Origin of the sequence: Stenotrophomonas sp. NRRL B-14846, assembly GCF_050473585.1 — a bacterium.
Taxonomy (GTDB): Bacteria; Pseudomonadota; Gammaproteobacteria; order Xanthomonadales; family Xanthomonadaceae; genus Stenotrophomonas.
The window spans coordinates 1-14826 of the sequence record NZ_JBFLUN010000010.1 but is presented as its reverse complement, the minus strand read 5'-3'; the positions used below and the strand labels follow the sequence as shown (position 1 = coordinate 14826).

General features: G+C 67.4%; 9 protein-coding genes and 10 pseudogenes. 7 read left to right on the top strand and 12 right to left on the bottom strand.

The annotated features are described in order from the left end of the window. From AB1281_RS00995 to AB1281_RS00970, 6 genes and pseudogenes are all read left to right on the top strand, one after another. Positions 1-286: pseudogene (locus AB1281_RS00995) on the top strand (lipocalin family protein); the annotation flags it as partial. Between the two features lie 572 nt (positions 287-858). Continuing rightward, complete coding sequence (locus AB1281_RS00990; RefSeq protein WP_430344853.1) at positions 859-1224, top strand: LuxR C-terminal-related transcriptional regulator; 366 nt, start codon at positions 859-861, stop codon at positions 1222-1224. A 160-nt stretch (positions 1225-1384) separates the two neighbouring features. Beyond that, on the top strand, positions 1385-2095 hold the full coding sequence (locus AB1281_RS00985; protein WP_430344852.1) for a hypothetical protein: 711 nt from the start codon (positions 1385-1387) through the stop codon (positions 2093-2095). Further along, positions 2047-2844 carry a sensor histidine kinase gene (locus AB1281_RS00980; protein WP_430344851.1) on the top strand — a complete coding sequence of 266 codons (798 nt, stop codon included), beginning with the start codon at positions 2047-2049 and terminating at the stop codon, positions 2842-2844. The genes AB1281_RS00985 and AB1281_RS00980 overlap by 49 nt, the downstream gene beginning before the upstream one ends. Next, positions 2726-3163, top strand: a pseudogene (locus tag AB1281_RS00975) (response regulator); the annotation flags it as partial. The gene AB1281_RS00980 and the pseudogene AB1281_RS00975, both read left to right, overlap by 119 nt. Before the next feature lie 111 nt (positions 3164-3274). After that, positions 3275-3547, top strand: coding sequence for an Hpt domain-containing protein (locus AB1281_RS00970; RefSeq protein WP_430344855.1), 273 nt, complete (start codon positions 3275-3277; stop codon positions 3545-3547). Here the strand turns inward: AB1281_RS00970 and AB1281_RS00965 are convergent. The 11 genes and pseudogenes from AB1281_RS00965 to AB1281_RS00915 all read right to left on the bottom strand — a co-directional run bounded on the left by AB1281_RS00965 (position 3548) and on the right by AB1281_RS00915 (position 13671). After that, positions 3548-4304, bottom strand: a pseudogene (locus AB1281_RS00965) (SapC family protein). It lies immediately after the preceding gene. Between the two features lie 110 nt (positions 4305-4414). Next, complete coding sequence (locus AB1281_RS00960) at positions 4415-4687, bottom strand: hypothetical protein (RefSeq protein WP_005409616.1); 273 nt, start codon at positions 4685-4687, stop codon at positions 4415-4417. A 361-nt stretch (positions 4688-5048) separates the two neighbouring features. Next, the gene (locus AB1281_RS00955; protein WP_430344854.1) at positions 5049-6047 is read right to left on the bottom strand and encodes an EF-Tu/IF-2/RF-3 family GTPase; all 999 of its coding nucleotides are present in this window, start codon (positions 6045-6047) and stop codon (positions 5049-5051) included. A 100-nt stretch (positions 6048-6147) separates the two neighbouring features. Next, the gene (locus AB1281_RS00950) at positions 6148-7023 is read right to left on the bottom strand and encodes a GTP-binding protein (RefSeq protein ID WP_430344850.1); all 876 of its coding nucleotides are present in this window, start codon (positions 7021-7023) and stop codon (positions 6148-6150) included. Between the two features lie 489 nt (positions 7024-7512). Beyond that, positions 7513-7668, bottom strand: coding sequence for a hypothetical protein (locus AB1281_RS00945; RefSeq protein WP_430344849.1), 156 nt, complete (start codon positions 7666-7668; stop codon positions 7513-7515). Further along, entirely contained in the window at positions 7665-8186 is a 522-nt protein-coding gene (locus tag AB1281_RS00940) for a hypothetical protein (RefSeq protein ID WP_430344848.1), read from the bottom strand. The genes AB1281_RS00945 and AB1281_RS00940 overlap by 4 nt, the downstream gene beginning before the upstream one ends. A 65-nt stretch (positions 8187-8251) precedes the next feature. Further along, positions 8252-9014, bottom strand: a pseudogene (locus AB1281_RS00935) (heme ABC transporter ATP-binding protein). Next, positions 9011-10054 (bottom strand): annotated as a pseudogene (locus AB1281_RS00930) (FecCD family ABC transporter permease). Before AB1281_RS00930 ends, AB1281_RS00935 begins: the two co-directional pseudogenes overlap by 4 nt. Then, positions 10051-11097, bottom strand: a pseudogene (locus tag AB1281_RS00925) (heme/hemin ABC transporter substrate-binding protein). Before AB1281_RS00925 ends, AB1281_RS00930 begins: the two co-directional pseudogenes overlap by 4 nt. Before the next feature lie 51 nt (positions 11098-11148). After that, a pseudogene (locus AB1281_RS00920) lies at positions 11149-12522 on the bottom strand (YncE family protein). 120 nt (positions 12523-12642) lie between these two features. After that, positions 12643-13671, bottom strand: a pseudogene (locus AB1281_RS00915) (alpha/beta hydrolase). A gap of 281 nt (positions 13672-13952) precedes the next feature. On the opposite strand from AB1281_RS00915, the pseudogene AB1281_RS00910 reads away from it, so the two are divergent. Next, positions 13953-14328: pseudogene (locus tag AB1281_RS00910) on the top strand (hypothetical protein). A 72-nt stretch (positions 14329-14400) separates the two neighbouring features. On the opposite strand, the pseudogene AB1281_RS00905 reads toward AB1281_RS00910, so the two are convergent. Beyond that, positions 14401-14773: pseudogene (locus AB1281_RS00905) on the bottom strand (DUF805 domain-containing protein). Between the last annotated feature and the right edge of the window lie 53 nt (positions 14774-14826).

Below are 14826 nucleotides of genomic sequence, written 5' to 3'. Positions count from 1 at the left end.
ACGCCCCGCAGAAGTCGATGCACCCTGTTGGACGGGTCGAGAAGAACGGCAACGGCGCCATCTGGGGCATGCAGTTCATCTGCCGATCCAGGCCGAGTATGTGATTGCCTGGCTGCGCGATGACTACGGCCAGACCATCATCGCGCGCAGCAAGCGCGACTATGTGTGGTACATGGCACGCACGCCGCAGGTATCCGAGAGCGACTACCAGCAGGCCGTGCAACGCATCGCGGCCATGGGCTACGACACCGGTAGGCTGAGGCGTGTACCGCAATCGGTGCGATAGATTGCGGAGCCGCCCACGACCCGACTCACTCGGGATCAGGTACTCCGCCGTGATGCGTCACATTAATGCCCTCTCGAACGGTGTCGGCAGCCCTTCAATACGGGTCAGCCACACCCAGGAGAGCCCTCCAGGACAATGCGACCCGGCGGCCTTCAACCTGACGATACGCCCGGCCCATGGATCAGCCCGTATCGATGGAGCGCATCCATCGATCTTTAGGAATAGTCGTAAAAACGCAACAAATTCGATGTTCGACGCGACAGCGGCGCCAGAATGACGGCCACGCCCATGGGCGCCGACCACCTCCCGCGCATGAATGGATTTCCTGCACCGCGTCGGCTACGCCTGGCGCTCCTGGACGACCACGAAGTGGTCCGTCGCGGCACCGCCCTCCACCTGTCAGGCGACCTCCGTTTCGACATCATCGCCAGCCATGGCTGCAGCGACGATCTGCTATGCAGCCTGCAAGCCACGCACGTTGATGTGGCCATCATCGACCTCACGCTCGCCGGTGGCGACCTGGCGGCATCGAGCTGGTTGCCCGGCTGTGCCGGGACTTCCCGCGCACGCCCTTGCTGGCCTTCGCTACGCTCTCGCCCACCACCAACCTCAACAGCCTGATCGATGCCGGGCTCAGCGGGTTCGTCAGCAAGGCCGAGCCGCTTCCTGCGTTGTCCGACGCCATCGTGCGGGTTTCCCAGGGCCTGACCCTGGTTCCACCGGACGTCAGGCTGGCCGGCGATCGCGGCGAGCTCAGCCGCAACGAGCGCGAGGTGCTGGGCCTGCTGCTGGAAGGCTTGACCGTCTCCGAGATCGCACTGCGCCGGCATCGCAGCATCAAGACCGTCAGCACGCAGAAGGTTGCCGTGCTGCGCAAGCTGGGACTGCGCAGCGACGTGGAGATCTACGCGTTGCGCGAACGACTGGAGACACCGTGAGGCGCCAGCCGCCGTTGCGCCGCCGCTTCCTGTCCACGGGGCTGCTGGCGCTCCTTCTCCTGCCGGCTGCCTCGCCGAAGATATCCGGTCGCCACGCTGGCTGCCGGGCAGCACGGTACGGGTCGCCACGACCCCCTCCCTGCGCCCGCTGCCCGCAGCCTTGGCTGATACGTCATCACCGCCAACGCTTGCCCATGGCTACGCCAACCTGGTGGCCCGGCACGCCCAGCTCCGTTTCCTGGAACAGCCCTATCCAACCACCGCCGCATCGATCCTCGCGGTGTGCCATCACGAGGCCGACCTGGTCATGGTCTTTGGCGGGGCGAGGCACCAGGCCCTCCCCTGCCCCGACCTTGCCGCGTCCAGCCGCTTTCGTGGCGGCGCCACCCTGCTGGCCGGACGCGCCAGCGAGTGGTTGCCACGGGAGATGCACGAACTCGGCACGCGGGTCGTCGCCGTCGTTGAAGGCGGGCCCTACGCCGGCTGGCTGCACGCACATCACCCACAGGTCCGGCTGCGGCACCTGCCTGATCGGTACGCGGCATTGGCCGCCGTCGAATCCGGCCTGGCGGACGTGGCGATCGGCCTGGAGCCCACACTACGCCCCCTGGTTCGACGCCATTTCAATGGCAGCCTGCGCCTGCAGTCGTTCGACAGCGGCTTCTCCACCGACCTCTACCTGCTCGTCCGCCACGAAGACAGCAGCTGCTGGGCCGCATCCAACAGGCACTACGTGAGATCACACTGGAGGAGCATGCGGGCCTCCTTCGACTCTGGGCGGGGCAGACGCTGCCTGCCGCGGCCGGGAATGCACTGGACTGGATGCAGGCGTCGCCCCCGCGCCGGTGGCTGCTGCTGGCTCCCCTGCTGATCGCCCTGCCGCTGCTGTGGCTCGCAATGCGCCACCTGCGGGCACGCGGTGACCGAAGCGGCGCGCACGCCATCGGCGTGATCAGCCACGAGATGCGCAACTCGGCGCAGGCCGTGCTGACCTCGATCGAGCTGCTGGGGCAATCGACACTGCCGAAGGGTGAACGCGACCTGCTGGCCGCTGCCAGCACGGCCAGCCAATCCCTGCGCAGCCTGTTGAACCGCGCACTGGACTTTTCGCGCCTTGCGAGCGGCGCATTCAAGCCGCATGCGCAAGCCTGCGATGCAGTTCAGCTGTGCCGGCAGGCACTGGAGGCGATCCGGCCGCAGGCCCAGCGGAAAGGCCTGCAGCTGCATCTCGATACCCAGGATGCATCCCCGTCGAACATCCTGGTGGACGCCGATGCGCTACGCCAGATTGCCAGCAATCTATTGGCGAACGCGGTGAAGTTCAGCGATATCGGCGGCATCGAGCTGCGCCTGCAGCTGATGCCGACGGCGTGTCCGCGGGAGCTGCTGCTGGAGGTGATCGACAGCGGCATCGGCATCGCACCGGCACAGGTAGCCACCCCTGTTCCAGCCTTTCCAGCAAGGCAGCAGCGGACAGCAGCGTGGCGGCAGTGGCCTGGGGCTTTCCATCGCGCGCGAGCTGGCCCGCGCGATGGGCGGCGACCTCACCGTGCACAGCGTGCTGGGCCGCGGCAGTCGCTTCATCCTGCGCCTGCCGGTGCGCCCGGCTGGCGCCGGTGAGGATGCCCAGGACATGCCCGTGGGCGATACGCCACTGGCCGGAGTGCACCTGCTGCTGGTCGAGGACCACGAGCTCAATCGCCACGTCCTCGCCGAACAGCTGCGCCGCTGGGGCGCTGAGGTGTGCGCCGTGGAGGACGTGGCTGGCGCCCTGGCCGAACAGGCGCGACAGCCCCGCCCCATCGCATTGATCGACATCGGGCTGCGTGGCATCGATGGTCACGTGCTGGCGCGCGAACTGCGTGGGCATGCCGGGCAGGCAATTCGCCTGATCGCATTGTCTGCCCGCACCGGACGGCGTCATCGCACACGCTGCCGTCGCTCGGGCTTCGACGCGGTACTGGCCAAGCCGCTGCGCGCCGCCCAGCTGCTGCCTGCGCTCGGCATTGCGCGACCAGAGGGCCTGGGCGCAGCCGCGCGGACGATTGACATGGACGCAGCCTACATCGCCGACATCCGCGATGAGCTCGACAGCATGGAGCGGGTTGTCGATCGCGCGGACGCATCGGCACTAGGCCATCACGCGCACCGATTGCAGGGCACGCTGCAGATGCTGGGCCAATGCGAGCATGCGGCCATCGCGGCGGAGCTGGCCGATCTGGCACATGACGCCGCGCCGGACTGGGCCGATGCGCGGCGCCTGCTGGACGTGCTGAAGGCTGGACAGGGCTCCCACGCAGCGGGAACCCTGCCAGTGCCTTGATCAGGCGGCCAGGCGCTCGACCTGGCGACGGGTCAGGTCATTGAAGCGACCCAGCGACATCAGGTGCTGGTGGATCAGTGCCAGCCAGCCGCTGCGGTGCCACTCGACCACGGTCGCTTCCGGCAGTGCAACGAACTTCTCGACGTCCACCACCAGGAAGCCATTGAGGTTGAACTCGCGGCCATCCGGGGTACGCACGGTGGCGTTGCGCTCGACCAGCAGGCCGTTGTCGGTCAGGGCCTTGGAGAAGGCCAGGGTCTGTTCGTGCTCGCGGGTGTACTGGCCGCAGAACTCCAGCGCCTGCTGCACCATTTCGGTGGCCTTGCCGTCAACGAACAGCGGCTGGCCTTCTTCGCCACCCTTGACCACGCGCGGGCTTTCCTCGTCGATGCCCAGCAGGAAGTCATTCTCCGCGCCGGTGTCGATGAAGATGAAGGGGTGGCGGCGCAGGTAGGCCGGAATATAGGCCTCGTCTTCCCACAGGCCGTCCTTGATGAACAGGTTCTGGTCGGACACGCCCACGGCGGCCATCGGCACCGCGCCCGGGGCCGGCGAACAGGATCGGGAAGTGGTGCAGGGCCAGCGAGAACTCGCCCAGCACCAGCGGAATGGCGTTGTTGCCGGCGGCGAACTCGAGCTTGCCCGGCAGGATGCGCAGATCGGCATGCACATCGGCCTGCAGCGGCACCGGACGGGTATAGAACAGGGGGGCGCCGCTCTGCGCCGCTTCGGTGGTGGTGTCGCTGGTGGTGGTCATCTTGGGAACCGTTCGATCATGCGCGCCTGCCATCCCGGGCACGCCAGCGGGAACAACCTGAATCCCGCATTATCAACAAGCTCGATGACAACGGCCACCCCGCGCGCGAACTATTTCAGCTGCAGGGGGTAGCGCTGCCAGAGCACGTGGACCAGGAACCCGGCCAGCTCGGTGTCGCGCGCGCTCACCGCAGCACGGATCTTGTCCAGCAGCACCATGTCGCTGCAGGAGCGCACGTCGGCATGGTTGGCCTGCCCTGCCCTGCGCGCACGGTAGCGCGCGGCCCGCTGCGCATCGCTCATCGCGTACCCGAACTTGGGCGGACGACCGCGCTTGCGCGGCAGGGTCAGCTCCAGGGTTCCGGGGTCTTTGTCATCACGCATGGGCAGGGTGCGGGCGGCGGCGAGCAACGGGGGGTGCGCAATTTATCGTGAGGCATCACTTTAATCCAGCTTTTTCTGCGGTTTTGTTGCGATGCAGTGCAAAAAAGGCGGATCCCCTGACAACGGCATCCACGCATGGCGTGGATCCATTGCAGAGCCCGCAACCCGATCGCCCGGCGGAATCGCACCATGCGTGGATGGGCAAACCCCAACGACACCCGGTAGATCCACGCCATGCGTGGATACGGGAACCAGCCAACACGAAAAAGGGAGCCCGCGAACGGGCTCCCTCACCTTCTTCATGCAGCGCGCACCGGCTCGTAGCCATGCAGGTGCGCCTCGCTGCTGGCCCTGCCCTGGCTCAGCGAGCGCAGCGAGGTGGTGTAGCCCACCAGCTGCGCCAGCGCGCGAAACCGCTGACCTCGGCACGACCATCCTGGTCGTCGATGCGGGCAATGCGACCGTGGCGTCGGTTGAGGTCGCCGACCACATCCCCCACCGATGCCGACGGCGAATGCACCGTCACTGCCATCACCGGCTCCAGCAGCTGCGTGCCGCCCTCTGCCAGCGCGGCCTTGATCGCCTCGGCGCCGGCGCGATGGAATACCATCTCCGAAGAGTCCTTGGCATGGGTCTGGCCATCGACAAGACTGACCTCGATGCCGACCACCGGATGGCCCTGCGGACCTTCCGACAGCGCGGCACGCACGCCCTTCTCCACCGCCGCGATGAAGCTGCGCGGCACCACGCCACCGACGATGCGGTCGTTGAACACCACCTGGTCGTCCTCGCGCGGGGCCACATCCAGCACCACATGAGCGAACTGGCCCTGGCCGCCGGTCTGCTTGACCAGCCGGCCCACTACGCCGGTCATCGCACGCATCGGCGTCTCCTGGTAGGCCACGCGCGGCGCACCTACGCCCACGTCGACCTTCCATTCACTGCGCAGGCGCTCGACCATCACCTCCAGATGCAGCTCGCCCATGCCCCAGACCAGAGTCTCCGCCGTGTCGCGATCGGTTTCGACACGGAACGACGGATCTTCCTGGGCCAGGCTGGCCAAGCCCTGTGCCATCCGGATCAGGTCGGCAGCACGCGCCGGCTCCAACCGCCACGCCAGCACCGGCGCCTGTGCCTGGATGTTCTCCAGGCGCAGCGGCTGCGCACGCCCGCTCAGCGTTTCACCGCTGACCGCATCCTTCCAGCCGAGCACCGCGACGATGTCACCGGCCACGGCCTGTTCGATATCGTGGGTCTGGTCGGCCTGCACCCGCACCAGGCGACTGACGCGCCGCCCTTGTGGATGCTGCGAACTCGCCACTGCGTCGCCCACCTTCAAGGTGCCCGAGTACAGCCGCACGAAGCTCAGGGCACCGTGCTGCTGGTGGGTGATCTTGAACAGCAGGCCGGCCAGCGGACCGTCTGGATCCGGCGGCAGCACCACGTCGCCATTCTCGCTTTCAGCGGTGACGGCAGGCCGATCCAGCGGCGACGGCAGGTAATCCACCACCGCATCCAGCAGCGTCTCGATGCCCTTGTCCTTGAACGCGGCACCGGCCAGTACCGGCACGCCCGCACCCGCCAGCGTCGCCCCGACGGATCGCCGCACGCAGCAGCTCGGCATCGATCGCGCGACCTTCCAGCCAGGCATCAGCCAGAAGTTCGTCGTGGTCGGCCACAGCCTCGACCAGTGCGTCGCGCTGCGCCTGCCACAGGGCGCGCGCCGCGTCGTCCCACGGGGTCACCGTGGTTACGGCACCATCCTGCCAGTGCAGTACCCGCTCATCGACCAGGTCGACCCAGCCGTTGAAGTCGCTTTCGCTGCCCAGCGGCACGCCCAATGCCCACGGCCGCGCCTGCAGCTTGTCCTGCAGCTGCTCCAGCACGCGCTGGAACGAGGCGCCGACGCGGTCCATCTTGTTGACGAACGCGATCAGCGGCACACGGTGGCGACGCGCCTGGCGCCACACGGGTCTCGGACTGCGGTTGCACGCCATCCACGGCGAGAACACCGCCACGGCGCCGTCGAGCACGCGCAGCGAGCGCTCGACTTCAATGGCGAAGTCGATGTGGCCGGGGGTGTCGATCAGCGTCAGCCGATGCGGCGGCAGGTCACGCGGCGCCCACTGTGCCTGCACGGCGGCCGCGCCGATGGTGATGCCACGCTCGCGTTCGATCGCCGAGAAATCGGTGGTCGCATTGCCGTCGTGCACTTCGCCGACGCGATGGATCTCGCCGCTTTTCCACAGCAGGCGTTCGGTCAGCGTGGTCTTGCCGGCGTCGATGTGGGCAATGATGCCGAGGTTGCGACGGCGGGAAAGGGTCTGGGTGTTCATGAAAAGGTTCCTGCAAAGCCAACTCCAGGGGCCGCACACCCCGGTTGGCGACAGGGTGCGCGGCTAGCGTTCGGTCTCGGCGATCTGGTGCATGGCACGTTCTCCTTGCTGGTACATCGGGTTACGGGAATGGAACTGCGGAAACGAAAAGAGCGCCCCGGAGGGCGCTCTGTCGAAGGTCCTGCGATGGCCGATTCAACGGCCTCGTGAGGCTCCAGGCAGACACGCCCGTTCCGCGCTTGCGCGGGTCAGGGTGAAAAACTTCAGGAGCGGCATCCGGTTCATGGGGCGCCTTCTAGACCTGCCAATCTGGCGCGCAAGTGAATATTGCGCGCATAAATGGAACGATGAGGCCGACAGCGCTCGGGGTCGGATCCCTTTGCCACGGGCAAAGGGCTCTGACCCCTGCCCTGCATTACTTGCACTCGTGCAGCGTGCGAGCCTCAGCCACGGTCGCCGCCTGGTCGTCCGCCATCGACACCCATCCCTTCAGCGCATCGCCGGATCCACCTGCGCCTGGCGGGGGCCGCCGTGGATCAACGCTTCGGTCCAGCTCCCAACCGGTGCCAGCTCGGACAGGCGAGCCGCCTGATCATCCTCCGTACTGAACGTATCATCCGGCGAAGCGGGCTTGGCGTTGTTCACGGTTTCGGTCTTGCGCGCCCGCACCCGCAGCGCGCCGTCAGCCATGCGCTGGGTGGTGACGTCATACCGCTCCACACCGTAGGCCCAGTTGCTTTCACCCGTGGCGGCGCAGCTCGCTGCCATCGTCGGCCACCGTCACCGCGTCGCCGGCACTTCGGCCACGGCTGCGATCGCCCCAGCCCCGACATCACCGCCTGGTAGGTAATCATCTGCCGCTGCTCGGTGGTCAGCGCATCGGCCTTCAGCTTGGCGGCGGGAATCTTCAGATACGCCGCTTCCTTGCACAGCACCAGCACCTGCTGGTCATCCCAGCTGACCGACAGCTCATCATTGGCAAAGTAGCGGGTGGTCATCGCGGCCACCGGAGCGCCATCACCGGCCGAGTACCGGGTTTCGATCAGAGAAGCCTGCTCGGCCGCGCTCATCAGCGACACCGGCGAGGTCGATACCGCATTGGCGGCGCCTGCGGAGGCGACCATCACGGCCAGCAGCACGCCACGCGAAACATTACAGATCATTGCATCAGTCCATTGAAGGAAATCCCGTCGAGCATGATACGCGGTGGAGCGCGCCAGGCCTGCGCTCAGGTCACCACCACCAGCGGCACCCCGCGCCGCGGATGCTCCAGCACCACCACGTCCTGCTGGTAGACCCGCTGCAGGTTGCCTTCGGTCAGCACCTGCAGCGGCGTGCCATCGGCCGCCACCCTGCCCTGCTCCAGCAGCACGATGCGGTCGGCATAGCCGGCAGCCAGATTGAGATCGTGCAGCACCACGATCACGCACGCCCCGGCCTCGGCGCAGGCGCGCACACTGCGCAGCGTGCGTTCCTGGTGGCGCAGATCCAGCGCTGCGGTTGGCTCATCCAGCAGCAGCAGCGGCGTGTCCTGCGCCAGCACGCGCGCGAACGTGGTCCGGGCGGACTCGCCGCCGGACAGCTGCTGCACCTCACGCAGGCGCAGCGCCTGCAGGTCGGCAGCATCGATGGCGGCTTCCACCTGGGCGTCATCCACCACCGGATCCGGCGGATGCGGCAGCCGCCCCATCGCCACCACTTCCTCCACGCTGAAGGCGAAACGCACGCCGTGCTCCTGCGGCATCACCGCGCGCTCACGTGCCAGCGGCCCGGCCTTGTAGGTGGCCAACGGCTTGCCGAGCAGGCTTACCTCGCCCGCGTCAGCGCGCAGGTCACCGGCGGCGACGGCCAGCAACGTGGGACTTGCCTGCGCCGTTCGGGCCCACCAGCGCGGTCACCGTACCCGGCTCGAACGCCAGCGAAATGCCATGCAGGATCTCGCGCTGCTGGCGACGCACCACCACCTCGTGCAGCTTCAACAGCACGCTCATGGCGCGGCCTTGCGGCGCTGCTGCAGCACCAGCCAGAGGAAGAACGGCGCGCCCAGCGCTGCCGAGAACAGGCCCAGCGAATCTCGGCCGGCGGATCCAATGTGCGCGCGGCAGTGTCGGCCACCACGATCAACAGCGCACCGAGCAGCCCGGACAACGGCAGCAGCCAGCGGTGTCCCGGGCCGACCAGCAAGCGTGCCACGTGCGGCACCACCAGGCCGACGAAACTGATGGAGCCGGCAAACGCCACCGCTGCCCCGACCAGCAGCGCGCTGAAGGCCACGAGGCGGCGACGCGTACGTGTGACATCCAGCCCGAGGTGCTGTGCCTGGCGTTCACCCAGCGCCAGCATGTCCAGCGGCGTAGCCAACCGCTGCAGTGCGAACACACCAATGGCGAACAACGGCACCACCGCCGCCACGTCGGCCCAGTTGGCGCGCGCCAGCGAGCCCATCTGCCAGAACACCAGCGACTGCAGTTCGCTTTCACTGGCGATATAGGTCAGGAAGCCGATCAACGCCGAGCAGAACGCGGCCATCGCGATACCGACCAGCAGCAGCGTGGCGTTGCCCGTCCCCTTGCCCGGCCGGGCCAATGCGTAGGTCAAGCCGATGGCCAGTGCGCCGCCAGCGAACGCGGCCACCGGCACCAGCCAGCCGGCAGCACCCGCGGCGCCGAGCACGATGGCGGCAACTGCGCCCAGTGCCGCGCCCTGGCTGACACCGACGATGCCGGGGTCGGCCAACGGATTGCCGAACAGGCCCTGCAGGCTGGCGCCGGCCATCGCCAGCGACGCACCGACCATCGCGCCCAGCAGGGCGCGCGGAATGCGCAACTGCCAGACCACGGCCAGGTCACGACTGCTGACTGCCTGCGGATCAAGCAGGCCCAGCTTCACCGCCAGCGCCTGCATCACCTCCAGCGGCGGCAACCGCAACGGACCCACGGCGAACGAGGCCAGTAACCGCCCCCAGCAGTGCCAGCAACGCCACCAGCAACATCGTCCGCCCGCGACGGCGGCGCCGATCCGCCGGACTCATGCCTTCGGCAACGCCGCCAGGGCCTTGGCCAGCGCCAGCGCACCGGCACCGGAGCCCACGCTGGTGTACTTCAGCTGCACATCCGGCATCACCCAGACCCGGTTGGCCTGACCGGCCGGCGTCTGCTTCAGCGTCGGGTACGCCTTCCACAGGCCTTCGTACCGCCGAACAGCTGCAGGTCATGCTCGGTCACCAGGATCACTTCCGGTGCCGCCGCGACCACGCCCTCATTGCTCAGCTGCGAGTAGTTCTTCACTCCCGCTTCGGTACCGATGTTGATGCCGCCGGCCAGGGCGATCAGCTGCGCCGACGCACTGTCGGCACCGGCAACGGTCGGTGAGCCACCGGCACCCGTGGCCGAGACGTGGATCACTCGTGCGCATGGCCCAACCCCTTGCCAATCGCTGCAGCCTCGTCGAGCTGGCGCTGCACCTGCGTGGCAAGCGCCTGCCCTGCCTCGGCCAGCCCTAGTGCGGCGGCGACCTTGCGCACCTTGTCAGGCGCTGGCTGCAGGTCATCGATGACCACCGCCGGTTCGCCCACTTCGCGCAGCTTCTTGGCCAGCTCGGTGTGGCGGCCGCAGGCTGTTGCCGAGGAACAGCGAGCCCTGCAGGCTCAGCACGCCCTCCACGCCAGTGGTGCGGTTGAACAGGAACTGGTGCGGCGCGGTCAGGCCGGCCTGGGTGGTGGTGTTGGTCGGCGCGGCAAAACCTGCTTGCCCAGGCCCAGCGCCTCGATCACCGCGATGACGTCGTCGCCGCCGGCAATGATGCGGCTGGTATCGACCACCTCGATATCGGCGCCGTCATCGGAATGCACCTTGGCCGGCAACACCGCCTTCTGATCGCGCACGGCCGGCATATCAGTGCCGGCCACATGCTGCCAGCCTGCCGGCAACGCGACTTCGCCAGCCGCGGTCGCGGCGGCAGGCTCAGCCGGCGTGCCGGTATCCGAGGGCGTCGATGAACCGCCACAGGCAGCCAGTGCCAGCGAGACAGCCAACGGAAGACGCACACAGGCGCAGACGGGGACGCGATGTTCATGCTTGTTCTCCTTGCTGGCAGGGCGACGCGCACGCCGCCCTGCCGTGTGACTTACTGCTTCGGGGTGATGCGGGTGATGCGGTCACCCTTCGGGTCTTCGGCGCCGCGCGACTTGTTCACCGCGAACACGTTGCCCTTGCCGTCGGCGCGGACATGGTTCGGCAGCGTGCCGCCATCGAGGTTGGCGACCACCTTGCCGTCACCATTCACACGGTGACGGTGCCTGCGCCACGGTTGCTGACATAGGCCAGGCCGAGGCATCATCGAAGGCGACGTTCAGCGCACCGGCGCCGACCGGCACGTCATGCAGCACCTTGCCGGCCGCCACGTCGACGATCAGCAGTTGTCGGTGCCCTGCGAGGCCACGTAAAGGCGGTTGCGTGCCGCGTCGAAGGCCACGCCCGAGGCACTGATCGAATTGCCCAGGTCGATGACCTTCTCGACCTTGCCGCTGGCCACATCGATCACCGCCGCTTCCGGGGTGCCGATGCTGACGGTGAACAGCTTGCCGCCCTTCTCGTCAGCACCATGCTCATCGGGGTGAACTTGCCGTCATCCACGCCGGACTCCAGCGTCCCGCTGGCAGCTCCTTGAAGGTCCTGGCGTCGAACACCGACAGGTGGTCCTCGCCCGTGGCCGAGGCGAACACCTTGCCGTGGGTCTGCCATCGACCACGACGTCGCGCGCATGCGGCACGGCATCGACCGGGAACTGGTGGACCAGCGACAGTCCTTCTGGCGGTAGACCGCGATCGAGTTCTGGCGGTGTTGGTGACCCAGACATTGCCATTGGTGTCATCCACGCCCACGCCGTAGACCGCGTACACCGCACCATTGGTGCTGCCCGGCACCTGCGCCGGGGTGATCGCCTTGGTCACCTTCAGCGACTTCGGGTCCAGCTTCAGCAGCTGCGACTGGGTCACCGGCGGACGGCCCACGGCCGAGGTCACGAACACCGCATTGCTGGCGGCGCTGTAGGCAGACTGGTACAGGCCCGGCACCAGCTTGTTGGACTGGGTGGCGAACTGCGCCTGGCCGGGACAGCGGCAGCTGCGGCGACACGCGCAGCTTCAGCACCGTGGCTGCGGCCGGCTGGCTGGCGCGCACCACCACCGGATGGGTGCCCGGCACGGCGTCGGCCGGAATGCTCAGCTGGGTCTTGAAGTTGCCATCAGCATCGACCACCAGCGGCTGCGTGTTGAGCACGCTGTCGCCACGCAGCAGGCTGACCTTCTGGCCCGGCACGAACCCGCGACCGACCACGTCCGGCCGTACTGCCGGGAACCACGTTCTCACCGCGCGAGACGACCTCGCCCTTGAAAGTGGCGTTGGCCGGCTGGTCGAACACCGGCTGCGCGGTGGCGGTCACCGCCAGCAGCAGGCCGGCAGCGAGAGAGGTAAGACGGAGAGACGGACGGAACGACATGGCAGGCTCCTTGCACACGTAGGCCGCGCCACGTGGCGCGGGAGTCATCGGTTGCCTGGGCCGCTGCACGTCGGCAGCTCGCCTGGGTAGTGGGTCGCACGGCATCGCGTGCGAAGGGATTCATTCGGCGGCGTTGTCACCGCCATCGGGGGCGCCATCGCCAGCACTGCGGTCGGTCACGCCATACAGCTCATGCAGCGCCGCGTGGAACGACGCCGGCAGCATCGGGCCGTGGCCAAGGCCGGGAAACTCGCGGTACTGCACGCGCATGCCGGCACCTTGCCCAAGCGCTCGGACAGCTGCATCGCCGCATCGGGGTGGCGCCGCCGATGCGGCGCAGGTGTGCGACCACGCGCGGATTGTTCATGTCACGCTTGCCGCGATCACCGACACGCTCGGCACCACCCAGCATCAGCCAGAGCGTTGCGGTTGGCCGTGCACGTTCTGCACGAACTGTTGTTCCGGATCCCCCAGCGCCGCACCCTGGCTCCACCACAGCGACGGGCTGGCGGCCAGATAGGACTGGAAGGCGGCCGGGCGGGTGTACAGCGCATTGAGCACGAACAACCCGCCCAGCGAATGGCCCCACAGCGCTTGTTGCTGCCTGTCGATGCGTGCGCGACGCTCGACTTCCGGCTTGATGCGGCGCTCGATCACATCCAGGAACGCGGCCAGCACCACCGCCAACCGCCTGGGTCGTACCGCTTTCGTCGTCGGCGCGGTCGATCCATGCGGTGTAAGTCGCGGGTGTGCGCGCCTTCGAATCGATGCGCAGGTCGTTGTCGTAGCCGATCAGCACCAGCACCGGCGGCGCCTTGCGTGCGGCCAACTCGGCCAGAAGCGGCTGGTCCAGCACCATGGCCACGGCATTGCCATCAGCGCATACAGCACCGGCGATGGCGTCTTGCCGGCCTTGGCCGGGATCGCCAGGTTCACCCGCCAGCGGCGCTGCTGGTCGGGGCTGTCCACCACGAAATGCTCGAAGCGATAGCTCGCTGCCGGCTCATCGAGCACGGTGTGGCCGATCTTCTGCAGCGGATTGCGCTGCTGCGCATGGGCGTACGGATGTGGCCAGGAGCAGACCCATCATCAAGGCGGCCAGGCCGCGGGCCAACGGGCCCCGGCGCGAAGGCAGACGAAATGCTTCATCAGCGGCGGCAGAAGCGGCCCACGGCCGCCGGTTCACAAGGGACCGCAGTCTACCCTCAAACGCGAATGATTATCACATCGATCGAACGTCACGCTGTGTATCACGCGCGCGATGACCCGGTTGCGCTGGACGCGGCACTCCCCTATTTTGCCGGCCACCGGGGCATTGGATCGCCCCGCTTACAGCGCAGCCACGGAGGGCGGGCAGCCTGCGCCGACCAGGCCGCGTTCATCCGCGCCATGACCGCCATGGGATTGGATCCCATGATTGTGAGACTCCCTTGAAGCACACCACCCTGATCGCCCTTTCCCTCGGCCTGCTTGCGCCGCTGGCCGCGCACGCCGCGCAGGACCTGCCGTCGCTCTACCAGGCCTACGAAGAGGCCGGCAATTCGACGCTGAGCATGGAACAACTCAACCAGACGGTAACGTTCACCGCGGGTGGCGCTGGGCGTGTCCAGCAACTGCAGGGCGAGCCACTGATCGAAGCAGGGCGATGACCAGGGCAATGTCCTGGCCCGGCTGACCACCGACGATGCGCAGCAGGCCGCCAAGCTCAGTGCGCTGGAAGAAGGCGCAACGTTCACCGCCAGCTGCACGCTGCAGTTCAGTTCCGGCACGGACTACCTGTCCTTCGGTGACTGCAGCATCAAGTAAAGACGAAGCCGGCGACAATGCCGGCTTCAGTCATTGCCTCTGTAGCGTCGAGCATGCTCGACTCCCTCAGCCTTACGGCCCCGTCGGCACCGGACCGTACACATTCTCCTGCGGCGTACCCGGCATCAGCGCGAACACGAAGATCACCAGGCCACCGAACGGAACGAAGGCCAGCAGGTACAACCAGCCCGACTGGTTGCAGTCATGCAGGCGGCGCACGGTGACAGCGATGACCGGCAGGAAGGTAGCCAGCCAGAACACAACGAACAGAAATGATCGACGCGATGCCCAGGCCATCGGACTGCATCACCAACCCGGCGATGAGCGGCACCATCAGCACGGCGGAGACGATCAACATGAACAGCTGGAACATCCAGTACTCGCGACGGTTGGCACGACCATCGAACTGGGCGTAACGCTTCAACGGCAGAATCATTTCCTGCACGGCATCCATCCTTGAAAAGTAGCCGCGCAGTGTGCCAAAGACCAGCGCGCAGG